At 67.4% G+C, this 26,947-nt stretch carries 28 protein-coding genes; 12 read left to right on the forward strand and 16 right to left on the reverse strand.

Going from position 1 to position 26,947, the window contains the following annotated elements:
- The first annotated feature begins 50 nt into the window (after nt 1-50).
- A complete protein-coding gene (locus AS031_RS18600) occupies nt 51-713 on the forward strand; it encodes a DUF3618 domain-containing protein (protein ID WP_058269658.1) in 663 nt (220 codons plus the stop codon).
- A 247-nt stretch (nt 714-960) separates the two neighbouring features.
- On the opposite strand, the gene AS031_RS18605 is transcribed toward AS031_RS18600, so the two are convergent.
- Nucleotides 961-1,755: a LysR family substrate-binding domain-containing protein gene (locus AS031_RS18605; RefSeq protein ID WP_082642057.1), complete on the reverse strand. Its 795-nt coding sequence runs from the start codon at nt 1,753-1,755 to the stop codon at nt 961-963.
- On the opposite strand from AS031_RS18605, the gene AS031_RS18610 reads away from it, so the two are divergent.
- Nucleotides 1,754-2,152: a DUF5997 family protein gene (locus AS031_RS18610; protein WP_058269659.1), complete on the forward strand. Its 399-nt coding sequence runs from the start codon at nt 1,754-1,756 to the stop codon at nt 2,150-2,152. The two genes, AS031_RS18605 and AS031_RS18610, sit on opposite strands and share 2 nt — an antisense overlap.
- Before the next feature lie 31 nt (nt 2,153-2,183).
- Here the strand turns inward: AS031_RS18610 and AS031_RS18615 are convergent, their stop codons facing one another.
- Genes AS031_RS18615 through AS031_RS18625 form a run of 3 tightly spaced genes read right to left on the reverse strand, consistent with a single transcriptional unit; the run spans nt 2,184 to nt 5,564 of the window.
- Nucleotides 2,184-2,564, reverse strand: coding sequence for a VOC family protein (locus AS031_RS18615; protein ID WP_058269660.1), 381 nt, complete (start codon nt 2,562-2,564; stop codon nt 2,184-2,186).
- Nucleotides 2,565-2,580: 16 nt separating this feature from the next.
- Complete coding sequence (locus tag AS031_RS18620; RefSeq protein ID WP_058269661.1) at nt 2,581-3,063, reverse strand: hypothetical protein; 483 nt, start codon at nt 3,061-3,063, stop codon at nt 2,581-2,583.
- Nucleotides 3,060-5,564: a molybdopterin oxidoreductase family protein gene (locus tag AS031_RS18625; protein WP_058269733.1), complete on the reverse strand. Its 2,505-nt coding sequence runs from the start codon at nt 5,562-5,564 to the stop codon at nt 3,060-3,062. The genes AS031_RS18620 and AS031_RS18625 overlap by 4 nt, the downstream gene beginning before the upstream one ends.
- A gap of 191 nt (nt 5,565-5,755) precedes the next feature.
- Between AS031_RS18625 and AS031_RS18630 the strand changes: the two genes are divergently transcribed.
- Complete coding sequence (locus AS031_RS18630) at nt 5,756-6,427, forward strand: hypothetical protein (protein ID WP_058269662.1); 672 nt, start codon at nt 5,756-5,758, stop codon at nt 6,425-6,427.
- Between the two features lie 53 nt (nt 6,428-6,480).
- Nucleotides 6,481-7,083, forward strand: a complete 603-nt coding sequence (locus AS031_RS18635) for a DUF6919 domain-containing protein (RefSeq protein ID WP_058269663.1) — start codon at nt 6,481-6,483, stop codon at nt 7,081-7,083.
- Nucleotides 7,084-7,107: 24 nt separating this feature from the next.
- On the opposite strand, the gene AS031_RS18640 is transcribed toward AS031_RS18635, so the two are convergent.
- From AS031_RS18640 to AS031_RS18660, 5 genes are all read right to left on the reverse strand, one after another.
- On the reverse strand, nt 7,108-7,584 hold the full coding sequence (locus tag AS031_RS18640) for a hypothetical protein (protein WP_141688870.1): 477 nt from the start codon (nt 7,582-7,584) through the stop codon (nt 7,108-7,110).
- 62 nt (nt 7,585-7,646) lie between these two features.
- Nucleotides 7,647-8,213, reverse strand: coding sequence for a TetR/AcrR family transcriptional regulator (locus tag AS031_RS18645; protein ID WP_058269665.1), 567 nt, complete (start codon nt 8,211-8,213; stop codon nt 7,647-7,649).
- On the reverse strand, nt 8,213-8,680 hold the full coding sequence (locus tag AS031_RS18650; RefSeq protein WP_058269666.1) for a nuclear transport factor 2 family protein: 468 nt from the start codon (nt 8,678-8,680) through the stop codon (nt 8,213-8,215). Before AS031_RS18650 ends, AS031_RS18645 begins: the two co-directional genes overlap by 1 nt.
- A 178-nt stretch (nt 8,681-8,858) precedes the next feature.
- Nucleotides 8,859-9,341, reverse strand: a complete 483-nt coding sequence (locus tag AS031_RS18655; RefSeq protein WP_058269667.1) for a pyridoxamine 5'-phosphate oxidase family protein — start codon at nt 9,339-9,341, stop codon at nt 8,859-8,861.
- Between the two features lie 77 nt (nt 9,342-9,418).
- Nucleotides 9,419-10,810: a flavin monoamine oxidase family protein gene (locus tag AS031_RS18660; RefSeq protein ID WP_058269668.1), complete on the reverse strand. Its 1,392-nt coding sequence runs from the start codon at nt 10,808-10,810 to the stop codon at nt 9,419-9,421.
- Nucleotides 10,811-10,948: 138 nt separating this feature from the next.
- Here AS031_RS18660 and AS031_RS18665 point away from each other — a divergent pair, with 138 nt between their 5' ends.
- The 6 genes from AS031_RS18665 (at nt 10,949) to AS031_RS18690 (ending at nt 17,137) form a co-directional block, all read left to right on the forward strand.
- On the forward strand, nt 10,949-11,653 hold the full coding sequence (locus AS031_RS18665) for a TetR/AcrR family transcriptional regulator (RefSeq protein WP_058269669.1): 705 nt from the start codon (nt 10,949-10,951) through the stop codon (nt 11,651-11,653).
- A 106-nt stretch (nt 11,654-11,759) separates the two neighbouring features.
- Nucleotides 11,760-12,611 (forward strand): iron uptake transporter permease EfeU, encoded by an 852-nt coding sequence (gene efeU, locus AS031_RS18670; RefSeq protein WP_058269670.1) that lies wholly within the window; start codon nt 11,760-11,762, stop codon nt 12,609-12,611.
- Nucleotides 12,612-12,638: 27 nt separating this feature from the next.
- Nucleotides 12,639-13,832 (forward strand): iron uptake system protein EfeO, encoded by a 1,194-nt coding sequence (gene efeO / locus AS031_RS18675; RefSeq protein WP_058269671.1) that lies wholly within the window; start codon nt 12,639-12,641, stop codon nt 13,830-13,832.
- Nucleotides 13,829-15,178, forward strand: a complete 1,350-nt coding sequence (gene efeB, locus AS031_RS18680) for an iron uptake transporter deferrochelatase/peroxidase subunit (protein WP_058269672.1) — start codon at nt 13,829-13,831, stop codon at nt 15,176-15,178. The genes efeO and efeB overlap by 4 nt, the downstream gene beginning before the upstream one ends.
- Before the next feature lie 79 nt (nt 15,179-15,257).
- Nucleotides 15,258-16,391 (forward strand): L-talarate/galactarate dehydratase, encoded by a 1,134-nt coding sequence (locus AS031_RS18685; protein ID WP_058269673.1) that lies wholly within the window; start codon nt 15,258-15,260, stop codon nt 16,389-16,391.
- Between the two features lie 17 nt (nt 16,392-16,408).
- Nucleotides 16,409-17,137, forward strand: a complete 729-nt coding sequence (locus tag AS031_RS18690; protein ID WP_058269674.1) for a FadR/GntR family transcriptional regulator — start codon at nt 16,409-16,411, stop codon at nt 17,135-17,137.
- Nucleotides 17,138-17,200: 63 nt separating this feature from the next.
- Here the strand turns inward: AS031_RS18690 and AS031_RS18695 are convergent, their stop codons facing one another.
- Nucleotides 17,201-18,136, reverse strand: coding sequence for a LysR family transcriptional regulator (locus tag AS031_RS18695; RefSeq protein WP_058269675.1), 936 nt, complete (start codon nt 18,134-18,136; stop codon nt 17,201-17,203).
- 116 nt (nt 18,137-18,252) lie between these two features.
- On the opposite strand from AS031_RS18695, the gene AS031_RS18700 reads away from it, so the two are divergent.
- Both AS031_RS18700 and AS031_RS18705 read left to right on the forward strand, forming a co-directional pair.
- The gene (locus tag AS031_RS18700) at nt 18,253-19,554 is read left to right on the forward strand and encodes a glucarate dehydratase family protein (RefSeq protein WP_082642059.1); all 1,302 of its coding nucleotides are present in this window, start codon (nt 18,253-18,255) and stop codon (nt 19,552-19,554) included.
- Nucleotides 19,551-20,579 (forward strand): 2-hydroxyacid dehydrogenase, encoded by a 1,029-nt coding sequence (locus tag AS031_RS18705; protein ID WP_058269676.1) that lies wholly within the window; start codon nt 19,551-19,553, stop codon nt 20,577-20,579. Before AS031_RS18700 ends, AS031_RS18705 begins: the two co-directional genes overlap by 4 nt.
- On the opposite strand, the gene AS031_RS18710 is transcribed toward AS031_RS18705, so the two are convergent.
- From AS031_RS18710 to AS031_RS18735, 6 genes are read right to left on the reverse strand one after another with little or no spacing between them, the layout of a single operon-like run.
- Entirely contained in the window at nt 20,551-21,276 is a 726-nt protein-coding gene (locus AS031_RS18710; RefSeq protein ID WP_058269677.1) for a sulfite exporter TauE/SafE family protein, read from the reverse strand. The two genes, AS031_RS18705 and AS031_RS18710, sit on opposite strands and share 29 nt — an antisense overlap.
- Nucleotides 21,273-22,304 carry an ABC transporter ATP-binding protein gene (locus tag AS031_RS18715; protein ID WP_058269678.1) on the reverse strand — a complete coding sequence of 344 codons (1,032 nt, stop codon included), beginning with the start codon at nt 22,302-22,304 and terminating at the stop codon, nt 21,273-21,275. Before AS031_RS18715 ends, AS031_RS18710 begins: the two co-directional genes overlap by 4 nt.
- Nucleotides 22,297-23,421: an ABC transporter ATP-binding protein gene (locus AS031_RS18720; RefSeq protein WP_082642060.1), complete on the reverse strand. Its 1,125-nt coding sequence runs from the start codon at nt 23,419-23,421 to the stop codon at nt 22,297-22,299. The genes AS031_RS18715 and AS031_RS18720 overlap by 8 nt, the downstream gene beginning before the upstream one ends.
- Nucleotides 23,418-24,410, reverse strand: coding sequence for an ABC transporter permease (locus AS031_RS18725; protein ID WP_058269679.1), 993 nt, complete (start codon nt 24,408-24,410; stop codon nt 23,418-23,420). The genes AS031_RS18720 and AS031_RS18725 overlap by 4 nt, the downstream gene beginning before the upstream one ends.
- 8 nt (nt 24,411-24,418) lie before the next feature.
- On the reverse strand, nt 24,419-25,348 hold the full coding sequence (locus AS031_RS18730; protein WP_058269680.1) for an ABC transporter permease: 930 nt from the start codon (nt 25,346-25,348) through the stop codon (nt 24,419-24,421).
- Between the two features lie 28 nt (nt 25,349-25,376).
- Nucleotides 25,377-26,939 (reverse strand): ABC transporter substrate-binding protein, encoded by a 1,563-nt coding sequence (locus tag AS031_RS18735; protein WP_058269681.1) that lies wholly within the window; start codon nt 26,937-26,939, stop codon nt 25,377-25,379.
- Nucleotides 26,940-26,947: the final 8 nt, after the last annotated feature.

Genomic DNA, 26,947 nt, shown 5'->3' on the forward strand with positions numbered 1-26,947 from the left:
GAAACACTCTCCGAAATCCCCCCAACCCTCAAACCAGGTGAGGTAAACCGATGAGCGAGAACCCGGACGCAATCCGCGCAGACATTGAAGCAACCCGGGCACGCCTGGGCACCAACGTCGACGCCGTCGCGGACAAAGTCACCCCGTCCAACATCGTCCACCGCCAAACAGACAAACTCAAAGACGCCGTGACCGGCGTGAAGGAGAAAGTCATGGGAGCAGCAGACCACACCACCACCCGCGTGCATAACGCCGCCGGCACCGGCACCGGACACGCCGGCAACGCCCTCCACCACACCGGCGACACCCTCCACGACGCCAAAGACACCGCCGCCGCCAAACTCAGCGACGCCGGCCAGGCCGTCTCCCACGCCCCGGACCAGGTCAAAGCCAAAACCGCCGGCAACCCCCTGGCCGCAGGCCTGATCGCCTTCGGCGCCGGGATGCTGATCTCCTCCCTGATCCCGGCCAGCGACAAAGAACGCGAAGCCGCCGACCAACTCAAAACCGCAGCCCAACCCCTCGCCACCCAAGTCACCGACGCCGCCAAAACCGTCGTCGAAGACCTCAAAGAACCCGCCCAACAGGCCATGGACAACGTCAAAGCCACCGCCACCGACGCCGCCGAACACGTCAAAACCGAAGGCCAACACGCCGCCACCGACGTCAAAGACCGCGCCACCGACGCCAAAGACACCATCCAAAACACCTAGGGCAATGTGCGCCGCAGGGCCGCTCTTCCACAACGGAGGGGCGGCCCTGCCGTTTCAGTAGTCCTCAACGCCGTGTATGACTGAAAACCCGAATGACTGAAAGAAGGACCAGCCATGAAGAAGTTGTTGTTTGCCCTGCTGCCCGCCATCATCACCCGCGTCCTGAGGGCCCGGAAAGCACGACAGGCAGGGCCCGGCCAGGTACCGCCGCGGAACAGGCTGTAGCTTTCCGTCGAAGGGCAGGCGCCTAGCGCTTGCCCTTCTTGCGTGACCCCTTGCCCCGCCCCTTGTCCGGGTTGGGGGCGTACCGTTGGGCCACTTTGGGTGCCGGCTTTTGGGGTCCGCCGCCGCGGCGGTCGGGTTTGGGGGCTTTCTTGGCTTTGACCGGCTGCGCCGAGGGTTGCCGGGAGCTCTGCGCGGTACGGCCGCGCACAATCCCGATGAATTCCTCGAGGACGTCATCGGTGGCCTCCGTGGCCCATACCAGGGCGATTCCGGTTCCCGGGGCGTCGGTGAGCCGGCGCGCCACGGTGTCCTTGACGTTGAAATGCCGGGCCACGGACATGGGCAGCACGGCCAGCCCGGCGCCGGTGGCCACCACCTGGAGAGCTGCCTCGGGACCGCCAAGGGCAGCCACATCCAGAAAGGACTCCTGGTCCAGGTCGGCCAGGGCCACGTCCTCGAACACGGAAATTTCGTGGCCCTTCGGCGCGACCACCACCGCCTGCTCCTCGTACAGGGGGATAACGCTCAGGCCCTCGCGTTCGACGGGCAACCGCACGAAGGCCATGTCCGCGGAACCGCCGCGGACCGCCTCAACCCGGGCGCCGCCGTCGTGCATGAACGCGTGCAGGGGCACGTCCGGCATCCGTTCTTCCCAGCGCCGGATCCACTTGCCCGGCGTGACACCGGGGACGTAGGCGATGCGCAGCTCCCGCCGCCCGCCGTCGGGCAGTTCTTCGGCTGGGGCGTTGTCGTCTGGGGAGGATGCGGTGGAGGGCACGTCTTCACAGTACCGTCCGCCCGGATACCCTTGAAGCATGAGCTCTGCTAACTCCCAGTCCATGAAGCCGGCCACTGTTGCCAAGAAACTTGGCATCTACCTGCCCGCAACACCGCAGGAGTTCCAGGATTCAACCATCAGCCGCGAGGAATTCAACGAACTTCAGTCCAACCCGCCGGAGTGGCTTGCCGAGCTGCGCCGCAACGGCCCGCATCCCCGCCCCGTGGTGGCGCAGAAGCTGAACGTCTCCATCAGCGGGCTGGCCCGCGGCGGCGTCGAGGAAGCACTCACGACGGCGGAGATCACCGCGCTGCTGCAGGCTCCGCCGCAGTGGCTGGTCACCGAGCGCGCCACCCACGCAGCGGTCCGCGCTGAAAACCAGCGGGTCAAGGATGAAGCCGCGAAGAAGGACGCCAGGCGCGGCCGCGCCAACTGACCGCTCCTGTCCACCGATCAGAAGCCGGGCGTCAGTCCTGGTGCAGCTGGACGTAGTTGCCGCAGCCGTCGTCGAATACGGCGCTGATCCCGGACGGATCCTCGGCCGGCGGGCTCTTGAACGCGACGCCGGCGGCCACCAAACGGTCGTACTCGGCCTGGACGTCGGGGACGCCGAACACGATGGCCGGCAGCCCTGCCTGGTAGACGGCGTTCATGTAGTCCGCCCCGATGGGGTTGTCGCTCGGTTCCAGCAGGAGGCCCACGGAGCTGTCGGAAGCGCCCGGGTCCTTGATGATGAACAAGTTGTAGTCCGGCATGGCCATGAGCGTGTCGAAGCCCAGGGTGCCCGTGTAGAAGGCGTGGGCCGCGGCCGGGTCCTTGACGTGGATGCTGCACATTTTGATCCGCATGGTCCCCAACCTACCGTCAGCCCACCAGGATTTGGGTTGCGGACTCTTTGAGTTTTCCGTTGGCCCATTTCATTTGCCGGAGGTTCTGGGCATGGCAGTGCTGGGCGACGTCCAGCAGGTCCGTGTGCTTGATGCCCTGTGCGGCCTGGGCCACGAGTTCCCAGTCGGCGGACACTCCGCAGGCCTTGATGTACACCTCGCGCAGGTCCCGCAGCAGCAGGAGCCCGGCGTCGGCGTCACGGCCCAGCAGGTCGCTGCCCTTCTCCCGGAGTTTCTCCAGCAGGGTGTTGTCCTCCCTGGGGCGGGGATCCAGGTCCTGGCCGTAGCGTGAGGCGATGGCGGCGATCTCGCGGACGTGCTGCTGCGACCAGGCGGCCAGGTCCCGGCCCAGGTGGAAGATTTCGTGGTCCACCCGGTGCCGTTCGGAGATTTTGAGCAGCTGCTGTGCCAGGTCGTTCTCGTCCCTGTGCAGCTGTTCCAGTACCAGTCCAATCTTCACAGCGTGCCCTCCTGCCTGGTTGCCGTGTCATCCGGAGCCCCGGTGCCGGGGCCGCCGGGGCTGTCCTCGAACGCCATGGCGGACGGGATGCCCCTGGTGCGGGCGTCCCCGGGGAAGTCGCCCACCGGAGCAGATGCCGTGTTGGTGGGCGCCGACGCGGGACCATCACCGGACCGCACCCGGGTGATCCTGGCCGCGGCGGTCTTGAAGATGGGCTGCTTGGAGGCGGCATCCCAGTCGGTGATCGTCAGCTCGTTGGCGGCGCGCCCGGCGCCGTCCGGATGGTGCCCGCCGGGAGTGTCCCAGTAGCCGTAATGGAAGGGCAGGAACACCACGCCGTCCCGGATGCCGACGATCCGGACCTTCGCCTGCACGGACCCGCGCGGGGTGGCCACCTCCGCAAGGTCACCTTCGCCGAGACCGTGCGCGCCGGCGTCGTGCGCTGAGACCTCAACCCAGACGTCCGGTGCCGCTGCCTGCAGTTCCGGGGCCCGCGCCGTCTTGGTCCGGGTGTGGAAGTGGAACAGCGTGCGGCCCGTGATGAGCTGCAGGGGATAGTCCTGGCTGGGCAGTTCGTGCGGCGGAACGTATTCGGCCGCCTTGATGATGGCCTTGCCGTCCGGGTTCAGGGCCTTGTACTCGGTGGGTTCCACGGGGGCGCCGGTGACCAGGTCGCGGCCGTAGTTCTCGCAGTAGTCCGGGTGCGCCCAGAACTTCCCGTCCGCGTAGATCCGCTCGGTACCGTCCGGGCTCTCCTCATTGCACGGCCACTGGATGCCGGAGCCGCCCCGCAGTTTGGCGTAGCTGATGCCGGTGTAGTCGCAGGGCCTGCCGCGGGTGCACTCCTTCCAGGCCTCGAAGGCGGACTCGGGGTCATGCCACTTGATCAGCGGCTGCCCGTCCTTGTCCTTCAGCTCCATGCGGCGGGCGTAGTCGATGAAGATGTCCAGGTCCGGACGGGCCTCCCCCGGCGGGTCCACGGCTTTTTCGGACAGGTGGACGGTGCGGTCCACGTTGGTGAACGTTCCGGTCTTCTCACCCCAGGTGGCGGCGGGGAAGACGACGTCCGCCAGCTGGGCCGTCTCGCTCAGGAAGATGTCCTGCACCACCAGAAACAGCCGCTCCTGCTCCAGGATGGACCGGATGCGGGGAAGCTCGGGCAGGGAGACCGCCGGATTGGTGCCGCTGACCCACAGCATCCGGATGGACCCGTCCTCGGCGTAGCGCATCATCTGCATCAGGTGCGTGGGCGGTGAATAGTGCGGAATGGACATGGGGTCCACGTTCCAGACCCTGGCCAGGTCCTGGATGTGGGCGTCGTTGGACCAGTTCCGGAAGGCAGCGAGGTCGCCGTCGGCCCCGCATTCGCGGGTGTTCTCGGCGGTGGGCTGGCCGTTCATCTGCAGGATGCCGCAGCCGGGCTTGCCCAGCATTCCGCGGATAATGTTGACGTTGTTGACCTGAACCGCGGCCGCCGTGGCCTGGTTGGACTGGTAGAAGCCCTGCAGCACCGTGGAGAGCAGCCGTTCGGCGTGGCCGAGGATCCGGGCCGCCTCCTGGATCTTTTCGGCGGGTACCCCGGTGATCCCGGCAACCAGGACGGGCGGATACTTGGCCACTTCCTTTTCCAGCTCCTGGTAGCCAACCGTGTGCGCCTTAATGTAGTCCTGGTCCACCCAGCCGTTGGCGATGAGCTCGTGGAGGAGGCCGTTCATCAGGGCCACATTGGTGCCTGGCCGGGGCGCCAGGTGCACGGTGGCGGCCCGGGCAACCTCGGTCAGGCGGGGGTCAACGCAGATGATGGCGGGCGGGTTGGGCCCGGCCAGCCGGTCCAGCATCCTGGTCCACAGGACGGTCTGGGTTTCTGCCACGTTGTGTCCATAGAGGGCGATGACGTCGGCGTGGTCCACGTCGGTGTAGGAGCCGGGCTGGCCGTCGCAGCCGAACGATTCCTTGAGCGCCTCGGCGGCGGTGGCCGTGCACAGCCGCGTGTTGCCGTCCACGTGGTTGGTGCCGATGCCGCCGTGGGCGATGGTCCCCAGGGTGTAATACTCTTCCGCGAACAGCTGGCCGGTGGTGTAGAAGCCCAGGGCGCTGGGGCCCTGTTCAGCCAGCAGCGCCTTGGAACGGTCCACCACGCGCTGCATGGCGGTCTCCCAATCCGTCTCCACCAGTTTGCCGCCCTCGCGGACGAGCGGCCGGGTGAGCCGGTCCGGGGAAGCGTTGGCCTGCCACCCGTACAAATCCTTGGGTCCCAAACGGCCGTGGTTGACCCGGTCCCCTGCCCGGCCGCGTACGCCAACAATCCTGTTGTCCTTGACGGCCAGGTCCATGGCATCACCGTTGGAGTGGAGGATGGAAGCCGTCTGGACCCAGCGGTCCACGTCCTGCGGGGAGACGCCTTCGGCCAGGTGGGTGTCCACCCGGACCGGCCAGGTTCCGCCGCCCGGGTACGGTGTCCTGGTTCCCCACGGTTCTGCGATGCGGTCAATCCGGCCCATGAGTTCATCTCCCGTCGCGAAAACGGCGCGCACTGCGGCGGCAGCCGCGCATTTGCCTTCCATCCCGGAACGTACCCTTTGCGGTGTCCGGCGAAACGGCGGCTGCCGGCATTGACCGGACTGCCCGGACAGGGTGGAATGGAATGACCAGCCCGGGAATCCGCGGCCCGGGCACACGCAGGAGGTGCCAGGTGGCAGCCGTGATGGAAGGCCTCGCGCAGGGATTCGTGCAGGGCGCCTGGGCGCTGCTGCTGTGCGGGCCGGTGCTGGTGGCCAGTGTCGCGGCCACCGTCTTCGTGGTGCGCCGGCGGAACCTTGGAGCCCCCGGTGTGGGCATGTCCGACGGCGGGGGGCAGCGTTCGGACCAGCTGTTCTGGGATGTGTTCCTGGGCTCCTGCGTTGCCGTGCCGGCGCTGCTGATCCCCACTTTGCTTTCCCCGTGGACGGGGCTGTTCCTTGCAGGTGCCGGGGCTGCGGCCGGCGTCGCGGCGTATCGAGCGACGCCGAAGTACCTTGCCGGGCGGGCCCGCCTCCGCAGCGGGCTGGAACGGGAAGCGGCGCACCGGACAGCCCGTGAGCGGCACGACGCACTGGTGGCGCGGTGGCGCCAGTACGAACTGGACCCCGCGAGCAGCATCGACTACCCGGCGCTGACGGATGTGCGCTTCCCTGAAACCTCCGCCCTGATCAAGGCCCTGCGCGCGGCCGAGCAGTTGCGCACCGATCCCGGCGAACCCGATATCGGCCGGCCGGGCGGCCTGCAGCAGGACTACCCCGACGCCGTCACGCACCTGGCTGCGTCCCTCGCCGCGGCCGAGCGGGCGGCAGGGATTCCGGCCGCGGGAACGCAGGCACCAGGTTAAGAGGTGTGTCGCAGGCGGTGGAGCCGGCCAGGGAGGCGGGATAGCATCCCAGCATGAGGCCAGAGGACATACCGGCACGTGACCAGTACGGACGGCTGCTCGAGGACAGGGGGGTCTGGCGGCAGGCCACCACCCTTGAAGCGGCGGGCGAGCTAACCGCCCGCTGGCTGGCAGGCGGCAGTTCCTACCAGCCGGGGCATTTCGCCGCCGGTTACGACGACGAGACCGGTCCCCTCGCCGGGCCCCTGGCAGAGCTCAACCGGAGCGGTCTCTTCACCAAGGAATCCCAGCCCGGCATTGTCGAGGGCACCGCAGCGCAACGGCAGTACGTCACCGGGTTCTGCAGCGCAGCCACCGCGGGCCACCTGCTGGCACTGTCCACCAGGACGGACCTGGTGACGGTGGCGCACGCTCCGGGAGAATCGAGCAGCGCTGCCATCCCCGTCACGCTGGACGGCACGGAAGTGGTGACGGTCCTGGGTTCGAGCGAAAACCCGGTTGACGAGGAACAGATCAAGGCCTGGGCCGACGAAACCAACGACACCCTTGCCCTGCTGCTGGCCGATTCCTGGTACGTCGAGATCCTCGACCCGGTGTGGGGCCGCAACGATGTCCTGCTTCCCGCGGTGCTCGGCGCACTGACGGAGCGGGGCTAGCTGGCGATTCGTCTCTTGCCGGTGTCAGGAGGACGAAGGGGCAGCTACTCCATGGCCAGGTCCGTGGTCGACGAGCGGGCCTGATGTGCTGCTGACGCGGGTTCCCTGCTCAGTGGTGGCTGCCATAACCAGCACTCCAAACTCGAAACCTGAGTAGCGGGTCCGTTTAAACAAGCCAGCCTTCGGTTCAGCGTGCGCGCCGGGCCCGACCGCAGACACGAAGACATCACTGCTCTCGTCGCCACTGGCGATGAAGGACACCCGACGGTTGAACACCGCAGACTCAAAACGGGCACGCAGCTCGATGACCAGTTCGCCGCCGACTTCGACATCAGGCTTCAGAACACCGAGGTCGCCCAAAGTAACTTCGCCCGCAGGCTTCAGGGACCCGTCCGCCTGGCGGACCGATACGGTCGCGCTACCCTCCCGAATCCTGCCATCTTTCACCCATGAGACATCATCACGCGGATAACATCCCAAGGTCACTTTGTCCGCCTTCATACGCCGGCTCCCTCCCAAAGCAATCGGCCACAATGTTCCGATGATATATAGGGACGGGCCGGTCAGCTCAGCACTGCGTGCAGGCGGCGACCAGTGCGGGCAACGATGCCGGTGAACACGGCATCGTCGTCCAGGGCGCGGGTCATGATCAATCCGCCCTGGATTGCTGCCACCGCGTCCACCGCGAGGTCAGCGGCATCGGGCCCGGAAATCCCGCCGCGGTGCAGCGTCTCCGTCAGCACCCCCACCCAGTCGGCGAAATAGGCACGGACCTCCCGGGCGAAGGTCTCCTGCTCTTCCCCCAAGGTCATGGCAGCGAACAAGCAGACCCGGTCCCGGGAGACGAAGTACTCCTCCACCACCTGCGTCATGCGCGCCACCGCTTCGCCTGCATCGCCGGCTGTGCGGAGCGGTTCGAACACCTGCTCGTCGAACCAGCCGCGCACCTGCGCCAGGACGGCGCGGGCCATGTCCGCCTTCCCGTCGGGGAAGAAGTGGTAGAGGCTCCCCCGCCCGATCCCGGTTTCCTGCTGGATGACCGACAAGGAGCCGCTCTCGAAGCCGCGCCGGCGGAAAACACCGGCGAGGGCACGGACGGCGTCGTCCCTGTCAAGTACGGTTCGGGGCATTACAGCCCGAGCTCGGTCAGTCCCGGGTGGTCCGACGGCCGCGGGCCGGAATGATCCCAGAAGAACAGCCGTTCAGACTCGTCGATGGCGACGTCATTGATGCTCGCGTGGCGGTGGGTCATCAATCCATCATCGTCGAATTTCCAGTTCTCGTTGCCGTACGCGCGGAACCACTGTCCGGCCGCGTCGTGGTACTCGTACGCAAACCGCACGGCGATCACGTCCCCGGTGTACGCCCAGAGTTCCTTGATCAGGCGGTACTCCAGTTCCCGCTCCCACTTGCCGGCGAGGAAGTCCACGATGGCCGGGCGGCCCGTCAGGAACACCGACCGGTTCCGCCACCGGCTGTCCTCACTGTAGGCCAGGGCGATCCGCTCAGGATCACGGGTGTTCCACCCATCTTCGGCACTGCGAACCTTCAGGACGGCGCCGGCTTCATCAAACGGGGGAAGCGGAGATCGTGACATTGGAATGTCCTTTCATCGTCAGTCTGTACCAATTGGTTCAGATTGTACTTAAAGGTACAGACGGTTGCGCCCAGCGTCAATACTCCCTCGAGGCACCCACCCCCGGACGGCGCTGCGCCGAAACGCAAGGAGCGGGGCAGCGTCCTCCGCTGCCCCGCTCCTTGTCCACACCACGGCTCTACAGCTCGACGGTGCCGCTTTCGCCAACGCTCATCCGGCTGTTGGTCACCTTGGACTTGACCCACTGGAGCACCGTGGCCGCGGTGCCCCCGGGGCTGGTCCAGTACTCGGCGGATTCCGAGTCCACGCGCAGGAGGCAGACCTCAGGCGTGTCGGGACCGTCCGGGAACCAGGCCTCCACCGCCTGGTTCCACATCCCGCGGATCTTTTCACGGTCCGTAACCACCTCGGCCGTTCCCGCAACGGACACCCATTCAGTGTTCTTGCCGAACGAAACGTTCACGCGCGAGTCCCTGCGGACGTGGGCGACCTGCGAGGTGCCCAGCCCGGTGAAGAACCACATGTCGCCGTCGTCCTTGACCTCCTGGACGGCCAGTGGCCGGCTGACGAGGGCGCCTTCTTCGTTGATGGTGGTGACCATGCCAATCTTGGAATCGTTGATGATCTCAGTAACCTTGCTGATGCTCTGTGCGTCAGTCATGCCTCACCTCGTTCGTCTGGAGTCGGGGACGCTCCCCAGCGCCAGCCTATTAGTAAGCATGCTTATTTGCTAGCCGCTCAGGCTCCGGCGGGAACCGCCACCCTGGCAACCTCGGCGATCCGGGCGGCGGTGCGCCTGCCCATGCGGATGGCGCCGTCGACGTGCTGGTAGCCTTCCGCGGCAAGGTCGGAGGAGGACCAGTAGATGGGCCCCACCGGCGCGTGCTGGTCCTTGCCGTAACGGTGCAGGCCGCCCAGGTCATAGCTGGACGCATAGGCGCCGCGGGTCCATTCCTCCGAACCCCAGTCGGACTCGTAGTACACCTCCGGAGTCAACGCCTCCTCGCCGAGGTATCCCGCGATCGACGCCAGGATGGCCTGCCGGCGCTCTTCGCCACTGAGTTCAAAGACGGCGTCGGCCTTTTCGTCGGAGACAAAGCCCACCAGGGTGCCGCGGGAATCGCCATGGTTGGTGTTGTCGTAGACCTCCTGAACCAGGGCATCGGCACCGAATCCGGTTCCGGAAAGGCCCTTGTCGCGCCAGAACGGAGTTCCGTAGACGGCGTGGACCTTGATGACCAGGCCCAGGGACTGGTGCTGGTGCATCTGGTGCTGGCGGCGCGGCAGCGGCGGGTTAAAGGAAACCCTGGAGTAGAGGTTGGGCGGGACGGCCATGATCACGAACCGCGCGTTCACGGTGGCCCGGTCCGATTCGACGGTGACGCGGTGGCCGCCGTCGGCGTCGGGTTCCCAGGTGACGGTGCGGACGGGACTGCCCAGGACGACGTCGTCACCGAGGTCCTGCGCCAGCAGCTGTGATACCTGCTGCATGCCGCCCACCACCCGCCGGTCCAGGATGAAATCCTCGTCCGTGAGGTTGGTGAAGGATCCGGCCGAGGCGGCCATCAGGACAGCCTGCAGGGCGGAGAAGGCATGGGCGGGTTTGGTCAGCATGCCGCCGGCAATGAAGAGCCCGATGTTCTTGCAGGCTTCCTCGTTGGGTGAGTTCTGCCGCAGCCAGTGGTGGAAGGAGATGGTGTCCAGCTCACGCGCCTTGGGGTGCGCCCAGGGCTCGGTGGGCCCAATGTCCGCGGCCAGCGCGTCCAGCAGGGCCACCAGGCGGTCCATTTCGACGGCGGTGTCCGGGTCCACGGGGAAGGTGTCACCGGTGTAGCGCACGGGTGAGCCGTCGGCGCCAATGTACACGGACTCGCCGTCGCGGTAGCGGGGGTAGGTGTCCAGGTTCAGCTCCTGGAGCAGCTCCAGCAGCGCGGTCTGGTCCGGCGAGACCCACTGGCCGCCTATTTCCAGCATGGCGCCGTCCACTGTTCCGGTCCAGGTGCGGCCGCCCACCCGGTCGCGGGCTTCAAGCACGGCAACGCTCAGGCCGGCCTTTTTCAGTTCACGGGCTGCGGTGAGTCCGGACGGACCGGCTCCTACGACAACGACGTCGCGGTTCAGGTTAAGCATGATGTCCTCTCTGGACCCTTTTCGGTGACGGGGACCACTAAATGAATGCCATTCATTTATAAGAACTATAACCTCTCAGCGCGGGCAGTGGAAGTGCCTGATGGAATAATGCGGAAGACACCGAGGAAAGGGCAGCACTTGCCGGCAGTACCAGCAGCACAGCAACGTCCGGCCGACGGCGGCATCCGCAGGCGCCGGGCCGGCAGGCCGTCCTCGGCGGTACTGGACAAGGCGGGAATTACGGCAGCCGCACTGGAACTGGTCAGCCGCAAAGGCTACGACGGGCTGACCATGGCGGCCCTGGCCAAGGAACTCGACGTCGCCCCCTCCGCCCTCTATAACCACGTGACATCCAAGCAGGACGTCCTGCTGCTGGTGGAGGACCACCTGATGTCCCTGGTGGACGTCTCCGGCTTCGGCACCGGAACCTGGGAGGAGGCGGTCCGCCGCTGGGCCTGGAGCTACCGGGACGTGTTCGCCGAACACACTCCCCTTATTCCCGTGATCGCCGTCCTGCCCGTGACCGACGCGCCGCAGACACTGGCGATGTACGAGACCGTGAGCAAGGGGTTCCTCGACGCCGGGTTCCCGCCGGAGCAGATCATCCCGGCCATCGTGGCGCTGGAGTCCTTCATTTTTGGATCCGCCTACGACGTCACCGCACCGGCGGACATCTTCGATTCCGGAACCATGGCCGAATCCACCCCGCACTTCACGGCAGCGGTACGGGACGCTGCGGCCGGTGCGGGACGGGGCCGGCCCGCCGATACGGCCTTCAGCCTGGGCCTCGACGCGCTCGTGTCCGGCCTCGGCGTGCTCCGGCGGGCCAATCCAATGGAGTAATTTTCGCACTCAATTAGGTCACAGCTCTTTTCCCTAATTGGCCTGCAGGTGTAAAGTCCCGGGTTTAGGTGAGCCTAACCATGGCTGCCCGACCAGAAGGTTTTACATGACAGCCAACTTCCTCATCGGCCTGCGCGAAGGCCTGGAGGCCACCCTCATCGTGGTCCTCCTGATGGCCTACCTGACCAAGAGCGGCAGGCGGGCCCTGCTGCCCCGGCTCTGGGCCGGCGTCGGACTTGCCGTCGCCGTCTCCGCCGCTTTCGGCGCCCTGCTGACGTTCGGTCCGCGCGGCCTGACCTTCGAAGCCCAGGAGGCCATCGGCGGCGGCCTGTCCGTCGTCGCCGTCGCCCTGGTGACATGGATGGTCTTCTGGATGGCACGCACCGCACGCACGCTCGGCAGCGAGCTGCGGTCCCGCGTCGACGGCGTGGCGGACGGAGCCGCGTGGGGCCTGGTCCTGGTGGCGGCCCTCGCCGTCGGCCGCGAAGGCCTGGAAACCGCGCTCTTCCTCTGGGCCGCCGCGCAGGCCACCGGCTCCTCCACCGAACCCCTCACGGGTGCGCTGCTGGGCCTTGCCGTCGCCGCCGGCCTGGGCTTCCTCCTGCACCGCGGGGTCCTCAAAGTGAACCTCGCCCGGTTCTTTACCTGGACCGGCGCAGCCCTGGTGGTCATCGCCGGCGGTGTCCTCGCCTACGGCATCCACGACCTGCAGGAGGCCGGGATCCTGCCGGGACTCCACACCCTGGCCTTCGACGTCAGCACCGCCGTTCCCCCGTCATCCTGGTACGGAACCCTTTTGAAGGGAACGCTGAACTTCTCACCGGCCACCACCTGGCTGGAAGCCGGCGCCTGGGTGCTCTACGTACTGCCCGTCATGTTCCTCTACCTCCGTTCCAACCTCCCGTCCACCGGAAGCCGCACGAAGTCCGCCGCCCCGGCGCCCGCCGCTGCCTCCTAGATCCCCACCATCCCCCAAGGAATCCCCATGCCTGGCCTGAACCTGCCCGAAATCCGCCGCACCACCCCCCGCCTGAGGCTTGCCGCCGCCGCGGCGGCCATCACCCTGCCCCTGGCCCTGGCCGCCTGCACCGACAACGCCTCATCCTCCTCTGCCCCGGGCGGCCCCATCAAGGTCACCAGCACGGGCTCCGAATGCAAGGTTGCTGCCAGTGAGGCCGCCAGCGGAAGCCTCACCTTCGCCGTCCAGAACGACGGCCCCGAGGTCACCGAGTTCTACCTGCTGGCCGGCGACGGCCTGCGGATCGTCGGCGAGGTGGAGAACATCGGTCCCGGCATTTCCCGCAACCTGGTGCTCACCGCCCCCGCCGGCGAGTACATCACTGCCTGCAAGCCCGGCATGAAGGGGGACGGCATCCGCGCCCCGTTCACCGTGAAGGACTCCGGGACCGCGGCCGCCGTCGACGCCGACCTGCAGAAACTCGTGGACACCGGCGTCAGCCAGTACACCGCCTACGTGAAGGACCAGACCGAACAGCTGGTGGCCGGGACGAAGGAGTTCGCGGATGCCTACGCTGCCGGGGACGCAGACGCCGCGCGGGCCCTCTACGCCGCCACCCGGCAGCACTGGGAACGGATCGAACCTGTTGCGGAGTCCTTCGGCGACCTCGACCCGAAGCTCGACGCCCGCGAGGCCGACCTTGAACCCGGCCAGGAGTGGACCGGCTGGCACCGCGCCGAAAAGGACCTGTTCCCGCCGGCCGGCTACGCACCCCTGACCGCCGGCGAACGCGCCACGCTGGCAAGCCAGCTGGTTGCTGACACTGACGAACTCGCAGCCCGGACCCGGTCCGTGGAACTCACCGCGGACCAGCTGGGCAACGGCGCCAAGGAACTGCTCGACGAGGTGGCCCGCGGCAAGGTCACCGGCGAAGAGGAAATCTGGTCGCACACAGACCTGTGGGACTTCCAGGCAAACCTCGACGGCGCCCGCATCGCCTTCGAAAACCTCAAGCCTGCCCTGCAGCAGAAGGATGCCGCCCTCGCCACGGAACTGGACGGCAAGTTCGCGGCACTCCAGGCTGAACTCGCAAAGTATGCCAAGGGTGAGGGCTTTGCCTACTACAACGAGCTCACACCGGAACAGGTCCAGCAGCTCAGTGCCCGGGTGGACGCCCTGGGTGAGCCCCTGTCCCGGCTGACCGCGGCAGTGGTGCTGTGAGCGGCTGCCCCTTCGGCGGTGGCGGACCCCCGGCGGAGAACGGGGCCGCCCCCGCCGCCACGGCCGGAAAGTCCGGAGTCTCCCGCCGTGGCCTGCTGGGCCTGGCCGGTGTTGGCGGGGCGGGCGCCGTGGCGGGAATCGCTGCCGGGCTGCTGGGCCGTGACGCCGTGGAGGCCGCGGTCAGTCCCGCTTCGAACGTGAGCTCCGCCGTCGTACCTTTTCATGGCGAGCGGCAGGCAGGAATTACGACGCCGGCCCAGGACCGGCTGCACATGGCCGCCTTTGACGTGACCACGGAAGACCGCGCAGCCCTGATCCGCCTCCTCAAGGACTGGACAGCGGCAGCGGAAGCGATGACGGCGGGGCACACCACCGGCGGTACAGGCGCTGTTGAAGGGCCCTACGATGCACCGCCGGAAGATACCGGTGAAGCGCTGGACCTCGACGCAGGGCGGCTCACCCTGACCTTCGGTTTCGGCGCCGGCCTCTTCAAAAAGGACGGGAAGGCCCGGTTTGGACTGGAAGGCCGGCGCCCGGAAGCCCTCATCGACCTGCCGCACTTTCCAGGCGACGCGCTGGATCCGGCGAAGACGGGCGGTGACCTTGTGGTGCAGGCCTGCGCGGATGACCCGCAGGTGGCGGTCCATGCCATCCGCAACCTGGCCCGGATCGGCTTCGGGAAGGTCAGGGTCCGGTGGTCCCAACTCGGCTTCGGCCGCACCTCTTCCACATCCCGCGCGCAGCAGACGCCGCGGAACCTGTTCGGCTTCAAGGACGGCACCAACAACCTCAAGGCCGAGGACGGCGGCCTGCTCAACCAGCACGTTTGGGCCGGCGGCGGCGCCTCGGCCGGTGAGGCATGGATGGCCGGCGGCAGCTACCTGGTGGCACGCCGCATCCGGATGCACATCGAGATCTGGGACCGGACATCGCTGCGGGAGCAGGAGGCCCTGGTCGGACGGACCAAGGGGACGGGTGCACCCCTGTCCGGCGGGGAGGAGTTCACCGCCCCCAATTTCGCGGTGACGGGAAAGAACCAGCAGCCGCTGATCCCACTGGATGCGCATGTCCGGCTGGCGCATGCGGACCAGAACGGCGGGGTGCGGATGCTCCGGCGCGGCTACAACTACACGGACGGCTCCGACGGGCTGGGGCACCTGGATGCGGGCCTGTTCTTCATAGCCTTCGTGAAGGACCCCCGGACGCACTATGTTCCGATGCAGATGGCCATGGCCCGCCAGGACACGCTGGCACTGGAGTACCTCAAGCACACCGGGTCCGGGCTGTTCGCGGTGCCGCCGGGCGTCCAGCCGGGCGGGTTCATCGGGGAGGGACTCTTCAGCTGAGCATGCTTGTAGTACAAGTTTAATACTTGTATCCTAAGAAGGTGGGCGAAGGAGCCCAGTCCCGCCTCTAGGAGAATTCATGAGCACCGTCGACCTCATCCGGCACGTCAAGCTGTCCACCGCCCGCCTTCCCCTTGCCGTTCCCATCAGCGATGCCAAGGTCTTCACGGGTCGGCAGAAGCCCATGACCGAGGTGGTGTTCCTTTTCGCGGAAATCACCACCGAACTGGGCCACTCCGGCATTGGCTTCAGCTACTCCAAGCGGGCCGGCGGACCTGCCCAATACGCCCACGCCAAGGAAGTGGCGGAGGGCATCATCGGCGAGGACCCCAACGACATCGCCAAGATCTACACCAAGCTCCTCTGGGCCGGCGCCTCCGTGGGCCGCTCCGGCGTCGCCACGCAAGCCCTGGCCGCCATCGACATCGCCCTCTACGACCTGAAAGCCAAGCGTGCAGGCCTGCCGCTGGCCAAGTTCCTGGGCTCGCACCGGGACTCGGTGCAGACCTACAACACCTCCGGCGGGTTCCTGAACGCCACCCTTGACGAGGTCAAAGCCCGCGCTTCGCAGTCCCTCGAGGAAGGCATCGGCGGCATCAAGATCAAGGTGGGGCTGCCCGACTCCGCCGAGGACCTCCGCCGCGTGGCCGGCATCCGGGAACACATCGGCTGGGATGTCCCGCTGATGGTGGACGCCAACCAGCAGTGGGACCGCGCCACCGCCCTGCGCATGGGCCGCCGGCTTGAGGAATTCAACCTCATCTGGATCGAGGAGCCGCTGGACGCGTACGACTTCGAAGGCCACGCCCACCTGGCGCAGGTCCTGGACACCCCCATCGCCACCGGCGAAATGCTGGCCTCCGTGGCCGAACACAAGGGCCTCATCGCCGCCAACGGCTGCGACATCATCCAGCCGGATGCCCCCCGCGTCGGCGGCATCACCCAGTTCCTCCGGCTGGCCGCCCTGGCGGACGAGCGCGGCCTGGGCCTGGCACCGCACTTCGCCATGGAGATCCACCTGCACCTCGCCGCCGCGTACCCGCGCGAACCCTGGGTGGAGCACTTCGACTGGCTGGACCCGCTGTTCAACGAGCGCCTCGAAACCAAGGACGGCCGGATGATCGTTCCGGACCGCCCCGGACTCGGCGTCACCCTGAGTGACCAGGCACGTGCCTGGACCACCGAGTCCGTGGAGTTCGGCGCCGCAGCCTGAACCCGTACCCTTGAGCCATGAGCCGGAACCTCACTGCGGACCTCGCCGCTGACCTTCGCAACCGCATCGTCGACGGCGTCATCCAGCCAGGTGAGAAGCTGCCCAGCGAAAACACGCTGATCAGCGAGTTCGGCGTCAGCCGGACGGTGGTCCGTGCCGCGCTGACCCGGCTGCAGGCCGAGGGACTGGTGGAAACCGAGCGGGGGCGTGGCAGCTTCGCCCTCACACCGCCGTCGGACGGGCCCCAGGCAGCACCCGGGGCCCGACCGGTGGCCACCACCGAGGACAGGCTGCACCTGCTGGCGTTCCGGATGGGCGTGGAAACCGAAGCCGCGGCGCTGGCGGCGCGCAACCGCAGTGACCGCCAGTTGCGGGCCGTTTCCACAGCACTGGAGGAATTCACTGCCAGCGCCGGCCACCCGGCCCATGCCATGAAATCGGATTTCGACTTCCACCGGGCTGTGGCGGCAGCCTCCGGCAACCCTTACTACTCAGACTGCCTGGCCGCGCTGGGCCAGACGATGATAGCCATGCCGCGCACCCGGCTGATGACCGGGGCGGAGCATTACGCCCGGGACCACTTTGACCAGGTGGTTTTGGAGCACCGGTCCATCCTTGATGCCATCGCCGACGGGGATGAGGCTGCCGCGGCCGCCGCCATGCGCAGCCACCTGGCCAACTCACGACGCCGGTTCAAGGCTTCCGCGCGCCCGCCCAGTGAGCCTGGTCCCCGGCCCGAGTCCTGATCTTGTTCGCTGATCCGCACCTTCAGGGCACGGATCAGCGAACAGGATCCTGACGGGCGGGCGTCACCCGGCCGGAACCCCTGCCGGCATGGCTTCCTCGATCAGTTCCAGCAGTCGCAGCACGGCCGGGTTGGCGGTCTCCTCATTCCATGCCAGCTCCAGGTCCACCCGGTTCAGTTCCTGCATGCCGTGCCGGCCGTCAATCTCATGGAATTCCACCCCGGGCGGCGAGAACGCCATGGCCGAGGCCGGCACCAGGGTCACGCCCAGACCCGCCTGGACGAAGGCCAGCAGCGCGGGGACCTGGCTGGCGTACTGGGTGATGTTGGCATGCGCCCCGGCACTGGCGAACAGCCGCAGCACGAGGTCGTGGAAGTACCGGGCCTCCTTGGTTGAATACATCAGCAGCGGCCGCCGGTCCAGCGAACCCAACGGCAGCGGCTGGCCCTCGGCAAGGACCGTGTTGCCCAGGACCGCGCTGCCCTGCGGCACGGCCACCACCAGCCGGTCCTGCATCAGCGGCCGGGACACCACCCCCGGCCGGGCCACGATGGGACGCAGCAGCCCGATGTCCACGCTGCCCTTGACCAGCCCGTCCATCTGGTCCGTGGACACCAGTTCACGCAGCACAAAGGACACCCCCGGCATCCCCTCGGCGGCGCGGCGCAGCATCATGGGAAGGGCACTTTGGCCGGCAATCGCGGTGTAGCCCACGGTGATGGTTCCGGCCTGGCCGGAGGAAACCCGCCGGACGTCCATGTCCGTCTTGATGCACATGTCCAGGATCTGCCGTGCCCTGGGCAGCAGCGTTGCCCCTGCGGCCGTCAGTTCCACCTTGCGGCTGGTCCTGCTGAACAAGGAAGTGTTGAGCTTCTTCTCCAGCATCTGGATCTGCCGGCTGAGGGGCGGCTGGGTCATGTTGAGCCGCTCCGCTGCGGCACCGAAGTGCAGTTCCTCGGCGACAGCCACGAAGGCCTCTAACTGGGGCAGCGAAAACATCAATACCTTTACTGGATTGTGGAGTGCAGAAATTAGCTTGGACCTGTATCGATTGCTTCCCATATCGTCTGTGAACAGGACCACACAATGCAACCCACCCTAAGGAACACAGCGCCGTGACACAGGCTTACGATCCCTCCCGCCACCTCGGACAGGCCACTATCACCGGAGTCACCATCACCCCGGTTGCCTTCCGTGACCCGCCGCTCCTTAATGCGGTGGGGGTGCACGAACCCTTTGCCCTGCGCGCCATCGTGGAGGTGATGACCGACGCCGGTGTTTCCGGGTTCGGCGAAACGTACGGCGACGCCGGGCATCTGGCCCGGCTGCAGCTGGCTGCGGACGCCGTAACCGGCGTGGACGTCTTCAACATCAACACGCTGCGCAGCCGGATCGCCGGGGCCCTGAGCCGGGACACCATCCAGGGCGGCCACGGCATGAGCGGCATGGTCACCGGCTCCAGCACGGCGGACCGCGTCCTGTCCGCCTTCGACGTGGCTGCACTGGACATCCAGGGCAAGCTGCTGGGCCGGCCGGTCAGCGACCTGCTGGGCGGCGCCGTCCGCGACGCTGTCCAGTTCAGCGGCTACCTCTTCTATAAGTGGGCAGGCCACCCCGGCCAGGCCGACGACGCCTGGGGCGAGGCACTGGATCCGACCGGCATTGTCCGGCAGGCACGCACCATGGTGGACCACTACGGGTTCGGTGCACTCAAGCTGAAGGCCGGCGTCTTCCCGCCCGAGGAGGAGATCGCCGCGATCCAGGCGCTGCGGGCAGAGTTCCCGGACCTCCCGCTGCGGATCGACCCCAACGCGGCCTGGACCGTGGAAACCTCCATCCGGGTGGGCAAGGAGCTGGACGGGGTACTGGAATACCTCGAGGACCCGACGCCGGGCATCGAGGGGATGGCTGCCGTCCGCAGCCAGGTGGGCATGCCCCTGGCCACCAACATGTGCGTGGTCAGCTTCGCCGATGTTGCCCCGGCCGTTGCGGCCGGAGCCGTGGACGTCATCCTCTCCGACCACCACTTCTGGGGTGGACTGCGCCGCAGCCAGTTCCTGGCCGGCATCACGGAGACCTTCGGGCTGGGCCTGTCCATGCACTCCAACTCGCACCTGGGAATCAGCCTGGCCGCCATGGTCCACCTGGCCGCCGCCACCCCCAATTTGGACTACGCCTGCGATACCCACTGGCCCTGGAAGGACCCCGAAGAGGACGTCATCACCGCCGGAACCCTGTCCTTCAAGGACGGCGCCGTCAGCGTACCCACCTCGCCCGGCCTGGGCGTCGAGGTGGACAGGGACGCACTGGAACGGCTGCACCGGCAGTACCTTGACTCCGGCATCCGCAGCCGGGACGACACCGGCTACATGCAGCGCCTCCACCCCTCCTACGAGCTGCGGAGCCCGCGCTGGTGAGCACCACAGCAGCGGCGGGCGGCGGGCAGTCCCTGCAGGTCGTCGTCACCGACCCCATCATCAGCCGGTTTGAAGACACCCTAAGGTCCGACGCCGGCGCGCACCGCTGGGACATGGCTGCGTCGTGGTCCCCGGAAAGGCGCGCAGCGGCACTGGCCCGTGCCGACGTCGTCGTCTGTTCATCGCTTCCGCCGCATGAAGCCGAAGCCGCCGCCAAGGCCCGCCTGGTGCACGTCACCGGTGCGGGGTACGACAAGATCTCCTTCCCGCACCTGGCGCCGGGTGCCGCGGTGGCCAATACGTTCCACCACGCCCGGCCTATCGCCGAGCATGTCCTGATGGTCACCCTGATGCTGTCCCGGAATGTGGTCCGCGCGGACCGTGAACTCAGGAACGGGACGTGGCGGACCATCGCCACGGACAGCACGGTCCCCTTCCATCCCGTGCTGGGTGATCTGGTCATGGGCGTGGTGGGGCTGGGGTCGATCGGTGCCGAGGTGGCACGGGTGGCAGCCGCCATGGGGATGACGGTCCGGGCGGTCCGCCGCAACCCTGCGGCACCGCTGCCCGGCGGTGTTTCCCTTGACTGGGTGGGCGGTACGGCGGACCTGCCCCAACTCCTGGCCGGCTCCGACGTCGTGGTGGTCACGGTGCCGCTGGACGGGGAAACCCGGGGCCTCATCGGGGCGGCGGAGCTGGCTGCAATGAAGCCTTCCGCTTTCCTGGTCAACGTGGCCCGCGGCGCTGTTGTGGACCAGGCCGCGCTCTACGCCGCACTGCAGCAGCGGACCATCGCCGGTGCAGGCCTGGATGTTTGGTGGGGCGTTCCCGCCGACGGTGTTGTTCCGCCGGCCGAATGGCCGTTCACGGAGCTGGACAACGCGGTGCTCACCCCGCACCACTCCGGCCACGCACGGCAGACCTTTGAGCGGCGCGCCCGCGACATTGCCGCCAACATCAGCCGGCTCTCCCGCGGCCTGGAGCTGCACAACGTGGTCAGGCAGATCCCAGCACCAGCTGTATGACCAGCAGGACGCTGCCCAGCGCGGAGGCGCCGAAGGCAAGGGCTTTCAGGCGCACCGCGCTGAGGTAGCGGTTGATCCGGCGGGACGCCAGGTAACCTGCCACCACGGCCGGCGCCATCCACAGGGCCAATACCAGCATGTGTCCGGTCACGGTGCCGGCCGCCCACAGCATGGCCAGGGAGATGGCCGAGCCCACCATGAAGAACGCACTCATGGTTCCGCGCAGCCGCGGCCCGTCATGGTTCTGCCAGACCAGTGCCATGGGTGGTCCGCCGATGGAGGTGGCGGTTCCCATGATGCCCGACGCCGCCCCGGCGGCCACCAGGTTCGCGCGGCGGGGACGCGGCGCCCAGCCGCGGCCTGCCAGGACCAGGCCGGTGACCACCACGGCCACCACCACCCAGGCCAGGCCTTCCCGGGACGACGCCGCCACCAGCCAGGTGCCCAGCAGGCTGCCGGGGACCCGGCCAAGCAGCGCCCAGCCGGTCCCCCGCAGGTCCAGGCTCTGCCGTTCGGTGACAGTGACCATGACGGTGACCAGCAGGGCGAGCAGGATCAGGGACGCAGGCAGCAGCGCCGGGTCGATCAGTGCGATCACCGGCGCTGCCAGCATGCCCATCCCGAAGCCGCTGGACGCCTGCAGGCAGGCGGCCAGGAAAATCACTCCGGCGATGATGGCGTATTCGGTTACCGTCACAGGGCTCCGGCGGCTGCCGTGGCACTGGTGAGGCCCTTGGCGGCGTCGAGCGGGAAATGGCATTCGGCCAGGTGGCGCCTGCCATCCGGCGCGGTCAGGACCTGGGGTTCCGGGGCCACCTCGGCGCAGATGTCCTGCGCCTTCCAGCAGCGTGTCCGGAAACGGCATCCCGACGGCGGGTCCAGCGGGGAAGGCAGTTCGCCTTTGAGCACAATCCGCTCCCGCTGGGCGCCGCTGACATCCAGCTTGGGCGAGGCGGACATCAGCGCGGCCGTGTACGGGTGCCGCGGATGGTCGAACACCTCCTCGGTTTCCCCCGTTTCAATGATCCGGCCGAGGTACATCACGGCAACCCGGTCTGCCACGTGGCGGACCACGGTCAGGTCGTGGGAGATAAAGATATAGGAGACGCCCAGTTCTTTCTGGAGTTCATTGAGCAGGTTCAGGACCTGGGCCTGGACGGAAAGGTCCAGCGCGGACACCGGTTCGTCAAGGATGATCACGTCCGGGTTGAGCGCCAGTGCCCGGGCGATGCCGATCCGCTGCCGCTGCCCGCCGGAGAATTCCTGTGGCGACTTCCGGGCGTCGGAGGCGCGCAGGCCCACCATCTGCAGCAGTTCGCCCACCCGGTCCGCGCGTGCCTTCGCCGTCGGGTACAGGCTGCGGTGGGTGGCCCAGGGCTCGGCGATGATGTCCCCGGCGCTCATGCGGGCGTTGAGCGAGGCGAACGGATCCTGGAAGACCATCTGCACACGCCGCCGCCAGGCCAGCAGCTCCTTGCCCTTGAGCCCGAACGGGTTGGTGCCCTCGAAGCTGACCGTCCCCTCATCCGGGGTTTCCAGCATCATCAGGGTCCGGGCCAGGGTGGACTTGCCGCAGCCGGATTCACCCACCAGGCCCAGGGTTTCGCCGCGGCCCACCGTCAGGCTGATGCCGTCCAGGGCGCGCAGCCTGGTGTTGCCGCTGGCGCTCTTGGCCACATGGAAGGTTTTGCTGAGTCCCTCGATGCTCAGAAGCGGTTCAGGCATTGGTGATCTCCTCGCTGAAGTGGCACGCAGCCGTGCGGACCGGACGGCCTGCCGTGCCGCCGTCGTTCGTTGCGGACGTGGCTTGGTCCACGTCCGCCGCAGCGTTATCCGCACGGCGGCGGCCTGCCGGACGCAGTGCGGGCCGCTGGGCACGGCAGATGTCCTGCACCAGGGGGCAGCGGGACTGGTAGACGCAGCCTGACGGGATGTCATGCAGCTCCGGCGGGCTGCCGGGGATGGACCGGAGCTGGTCTCCCCGCTCCAGGTTCACCGGCACCGATTCCAGCAGGCCCTTGGTGTACGGGTGCCGGGGATCGGCGAAGACCTCTGCGACGGGTCCGCTCTCCACCACGTTGCCCGCGTACATGACGGCCACGGAGTCGGCTTCCTCTGCCACGACGGCAAGGTCGTGGGTGATGAGGATGACGGCCATCTGGCCCTCCTCGCGCAGGGTCCGCAGCAGCTGCATGATCTGCGCCTGGACCGTCACGTCCAGGGCGGTAGTGGGCTCATCCGCGATCAGCAGCCGCGGGTTCAGCGCCACGGCCATGGCAATCAGGATCCGCTGGCGCATGCCGCCGGAGAACTGGTGCGGGTAGGAGTTCACCCTGGATTCAGGCTCCGGGATGCCCACCCGGCGCATCAGGTCGATGGCTTCCGCCTTGGCCTGTTTGGCGTTCAGTTTCCGGTGGATGCGGAAGGCCTCCCCCAGCTGCGTGCCGACTGTATATACGGGGTTCAGCGCGGTCAGGGCGTCCTGGAACACGATCCCCAACTCCGGGCCGGCGAACTTCAGCCGTTCCTTGGGCGTCAGTGCCGCCAGGTCTGTTCCGTTCAGGACAATAGTCCCCTCAGCGAGGTCGCAGACCGGATCCATGATCCCGGCCAGCGCCTTGGCGGTCATCGACTTTCCGCAGCCGGATTCGCCCAGCAGGGCCAGGGTCTCCCCTGCACGGGCTTCGAAGCCCACGCCGTTGACGGCGCGGACGGTGCCGCGGTGGGTCCGGATGTCCACGGCGAGGCCGCTGACCTGCAGGACGACGTCGTGCGGCTGCGAGGCGGTCACGCCGGCTGGTCCGGTGCGGGGCAGGGTGGCTTGGTCGGCAGCACTGTTCACGGCTGCGCCTCCTTTACGGGAATGCGGGCAATCAGCCGCTGGCGGGGAAGTGCCAGCCGCCAGCGCTGGGCGGGATCGGTGGCGATCCGCAGCCAGGCGGCCAGGACGTTCGCGGCGATGGTGGTGATCACGATGGCAACGCCGGGGAAGATGGACAGCCACCAGGCGGTCTGCAGGTACTGGCGCCCCTGCGACACCATGAGGCCCCAGCTCACATCCGGCGGCTGGATGCCGATGCCCAGGAAGCTCAGTGAGGACTCCGCCAGCATGACGTAGCAGAATTCCAGGGTGGCCAGCGTCAGCAGCGTCGGCAGGACGACGGGAATGACGTGCCGGCCGATGATGGCGTTGGGTTTGGCGCCGAACGTCCGTGCTGCGTCCACGAAGGTGCGGCTTTGCAGTTCGGCGGATTCGGCGCGGGCGGTACGCAGGTAGATGGGAATGCGCGTCAATGCCAGGATCAGCACGATGTTGGCGGCGGACGGGCTGAAGACGTAAAGGACCACGACGGCGAGCAGCAGGGACGGGAAGCTCATGATCACGTCGGCGATCCGCATGGACACGTTTTCCCGCCAACCGCGGTGGTAGCCGGCCCACACACCCCAGAGGGATCCGATGAGCAGCGCAGCCGCCACGGCCGGCAACGCCACGGACAGCGTGGTCCGGCTGGCCACTACCAGGCGGGCCAGCATGCTGCGGCCCAGCGAATCACTGCCCAGGAAGTACTCCCAGCCGTGGGCCATGGTGAACGGGGCCTTGTTGGCGAACAACAGGTTTTGCTTCGTGGCCAGGTCCCCCATCAGGGCAGGCCCCACCAGGGCGGTCAGCCCCACCAGCAGCAGGATGAATGCTGCCACGGAGGCGAACCGGTCCTTGAGCAGGAGGCGGAAAAGGCCGGGCTGTCCGTCCCTGGCGTTGGGGGCGTTCCTGGTGGGCGGCTGGCTGGAGGGCTGCTCCTGCGCCGCCCCTTGGGTCACGGGACTCGTCATGGTTACTCCTAGGCCTTGACCGTCACGGGACGGACGCGTGCGTCCAGCAGCGCGTAGCCCATGTCTATGAGGATGTTCAGGGCGAAGATGGCGACGGCGGTCAGCAGCACCGCCGCCTGCAGCACGGCGAAGTCCCGCTGCAGGATCGAATCGATCATCAGCTTGCCGATGCCGGGCCAGCCGAAGATCGTTTCTACCACCACGGCGCCGTTTACCAGGCCGACCGTCAGGTCTCCGGCTACTGTCAGCGCCGGGGCTGCGGCGTTCCGCAGGGCGTGGTGGGTCACCACCCGCAGTTCCCCGGCGCCGCGGCTGCGTGCCAGTTTGATGTACGGCTCGGAAAGGGCGGACACCATGGATCCGCGGACAATCTGCACCAGCACGCCGAAGGGGCGCAGGAGCAGCGTGGCGATGGGCAGCACCCATGCGCTGGCTCCCGTGACGCCGGACGTCGGCACCCATCCCAGCGTGATCGCGAAGATCCAGATGCCCACGATCGCCAGCCAGAAGTCCGGAATGGAGGCGGCGGCCATCGAGATGAAGCTGGAGATGCGGTCCGCGATGCCGTTGGGCTTCAGCGCCGCCCAGCAACCCACGATCACGGCAAGGATGATGGCCAGCACCATTGTGGTGGCCGCCAGCTGCAGGGTTGCCGGGAAGGCGCGCAGCGCCATGGCGGCCGCATCCTGCCCGGTGCGCAGCGACTGGCCGAAGTCCAGCCGCAGCACCCCGCCGAAGTAGTCCGCCATCTGCACCAGCAGCGGCTGGTCCAGGCCGTTGCGGGCCGTGAAGTCGTCCCGCATCTGCTGGGTGGCGTTCAACGGCAGGTACAGGCTGGCCGGGTTGCCGGTCATCCTGGCCAGAGCGAAGACACCCACCACCACAACCACCAGCGGCAGCGCGCTGGAGATGATGCGCTTTCTCAAATAGGTCAGCATGTGCCGTCCTTCGTGTCGCGGGCGGCTGTCAGCTGGCCGGGGTCATTTCAGAGACGCGCAGCTCATCCCCGCTGGAGGAGTTGGGGGTGTAGTTGACGGTTTTCGACTTGCCGAGGATGCCGGTCTGGTGCGAAATGTGCGCGAACTGGACCACCTTGTCGTTCTGGTAGGCGAAGATCTCCTCGAACGCCTTCTGGCGGTCGTCTCCCGAGGCGGCGTCGGCCTTCTTGATCATGGCGTCGAATTCCGGGGTGCCAAAGTAGCTCTGGGCGCCGTTGGAGAGCATGTACTGGTCCACGGTGAAGGCAGCGTCACCGGCCTGGTTGCCGTGCTGGGTCATGAGTGCCACCGCGCCCTCGTCCTCGGCGAACGGACGGACCTGGTAGGTGAGGTGCTGGGAGGTTTCCAGCATCTTCAGCTTGACGTTCAGGCCCGCCTGGCTGAGCTGCTCCTGCAGCACCTGGGCCAGTTCGGTGATCTTGGGGAACTGGGCACTGCGGACAACCAGTGAAATCTGCTTGGAGGTGTCCACTCCGTCAGCCTTGGCCTCCGCCACCAGGGACTTGGCCTTCTCCACATCGAAGGGCCAGCCCTTCAGTTCGGAGTTGTGGCCCACGATGCCTTCGGGAACCAGCTGCGCGGCCACCTGGTGCTTGCCCTGGTAGAGGGAGTTGACGATCCCTTCCTTGTCGATGGCGTAGTTGATGGCCTGGCGGACCCTGATGTCGTTGAGCGGTGCCTCGTTGGCGTCCATGCGGAGGGCAACGGTTTCGTTGTTCGGGTAGTCGACGCCGAGGTCGCCGATGTTGTCATCCGGGCTCAGGCCCATCGCCACGTCCGCCTCGCCGCTGGTGATCATGGCCGCCCGCACCGAGCTCTCCGAGCGCCACTGGTATTCGGCCTTGGCGTACGCCGGCTTGTCTCCCCAGTACCCGTCCCAGCTGGCCAGCGTGATCTTCTGGCCGGCATCCCACGATTCGATCTTGTAGGGGCCGGTGCCGATGGGTTCGCGGACCTTCTCGGTGGTGCTGGTGGACGGCGGCACCACCTCGAGGAAGGACAGCCTGAGGGGAAGGATGGGGTCCGGTTCGGGGGTGGTGACGGTCAGCGTGGTGGCGTCCACGGCCTTGACGGCCAGGTCTGCATCACCAAAGACGTAACCCTCCACGTTGCAGCCGAGCTTCGAGTTCACTGCGCGGTCGATGGTGAAGGCGGCTGCTTCAGCGTTAAAGGGTGTGCCGTCCTGGAAGGTGACTCCTTCGCGCAGCTTCAGGGTCCATTCGGTGTCGCTCGTGGCCTTCCATTCGGTGGCCAGCTTGGGTTCGAGTTCACCGCTGGTGGGGTTGCGCTCGATCAGCGGTTCGGTGACGTTTGAGCGCACCACCACTCCCGTGGACGTGAGGTTGGACTCGCAGGCCTCCAGTGTGGGCGGTTCCTGGCCCAGGACCACCCGCACGGTGTCGGCGGCACCCGTCCCCGCGCCGTCGGAATTGGCAACGGAGCAGCCGGCCAATCCCAGCGCTGCGGCAGCGACGAGGGCGGGCCACTTGAGGACGGACACTGGGACGGGAAGTTTTGAAGAAGACGTCATTGGGTTCC

The organism is Pseudarthrobacter enclensis (assembly GCF_001457025.1).
GTDB classification, from domain to species: domain Bacteria; phylum Actinomycetota; class Actinomycetes; order Actinomycetales; family Micrococcaceae; genus Arthrobacter; species Arthrobacter enclensis.

Bases quoted from the DNA above. Each gene is read 5' to 3' on its own strand.
- AS031_RS18600 (WP_058269658.1), top strand. From the start codon at position 51: ATGAGCGAGAACCCGGACGCAATCCGCGCAGACATTGAAGCAACCCGG.
- AS031_RS18610 (WP_058269659.1), top strand. From the start codon at position 1,754: ATGAGCTCTGCTAACTCCCAGTCCATGAAGCCGGCCACTGTTGCCAAG.
- AS031_RS18605 (WP_082642057.1), bottom strand. From the start codon at position 1,755: ATGCTTCAAGGGTATCCGGGCGGACGGTACTGTGAAGACGTGCCCTCC.
- AS031_RS18615 (WP_058269660.1), bottom strand. From the start codon at position 2,564: ATGCGGATCAAAATGTGCAGCATCCACGTCAAGGACCCGGCCGCGGCC.
- AS031_RS18625 (WP_058269733.1), bottom strand. From the start codon at position 5,564: ATGGGCCGGATTGACCGCATCGCAGAACCGTGGGGAACCAGGACACCG.
- AS031_RS18635 (WP_058269663.1), top strand. From the start codon at position 6,481: ATGAGGCCAGAGGACATACCGGCACGTGACCAGTACGGACGGCTGCTC.
- AS031_RS18640 (WP_141688870.1), bottom strand. From the start codon at position 7,584: ATGAAGGCGGACAAAGTGACCTTGGGATGTTATCCGCGTGATGATGTC.
- AS031_RS18645 (WP_058269665.1), bottom strand. From the start codon at position 8,213: ATGCCCCGAACCGTACTTGACAGGGACGACGCCGTCCGTGCCCTCGCC.
- AS031_RS18650 (WP_058269666.1), bottom strand. From the start codon at position 8,680: ATGTCACGATCTCCGCTTCCCCCGTTTGATGAAGCCGGCGCCGTCCTG.
- AS031_RS18655 (WP_058269667.1), bottom strand. From the start codon at position 9,341: ATGACTGACGCACAGAGCATCAGCAAGGTTACTGAGATCATCAACGAT.
- AS031_RS18660 (WP_058269668.1), bottom strand. From the start codon at position 10,810: ATGCTTAACCTGAACCGCGACGTCGTTGTCGTAGGAGCCGGTCCGTCC.
- efeU (WP_058269670.1), top strand. From the start codon at position 11,760: ATGACAGCCAACTTCCTCATCGGCCTGCGCGAAGGCCTGGAGGCCACC.
- efeO (WP_058269671.1), top strand. From the start codon at position 12,639: ATGCCTGGCCTGAACCTGCCCGAAATCCGCCGCACCACCCCCCGCCTG.
- AS031_RS18685 (WP_058269673.1), top strand. From the start codon at position 15,258: ATGAGCACCGTCGACCTCATCCGGCACGTCAAGCTGTCCACCGCCCGC.
- AS031_RS18690 (WP_058269674.1), top strand. From the start codon at position 16,409: ATGAGCCGGAACCTCACTGCGGACCTCGCCGCTGACCTTCGCAACCGC.
- AS031_RS18695 (WP_058269675.1), bottom strand. From the start codon at position 18,136: ATGTTTTCGCTGCCCCAGTTAGAGGCCTTCGTGGCTGTCGCCGAGGAA.
- AS031_RS18715 (WP_058269678.1), bottom strand. From the start codon at position 22,304: ATGCCTGAACCGCTTCTGAGCATCGAGGGACTCAGCAAAACCTTCCAT.
- AS031_RS18725 (WP_058269679.1), bottom strand. From the start codon at position 24,410: ATGACGAGTCCCGTGACCCAAGGGGCGGCGCAGGAGCAGCCCTCCAGC.
- AS031_RS18730 (WP_058269680.1), bottom strand. From the start codon at position 25,348: ATGCTGACCTATTTGAGAAAGCGCATCATCTCCAGCGCGCTGCCGCTG.
- AS031_RS18735 (WP_058269681.1), bottom strand. From the start codon at position 26,939: ATGACGTCTTCTTCAAAACTTCCCGTCCCAGTGTCCGTCCTCAAGTGG.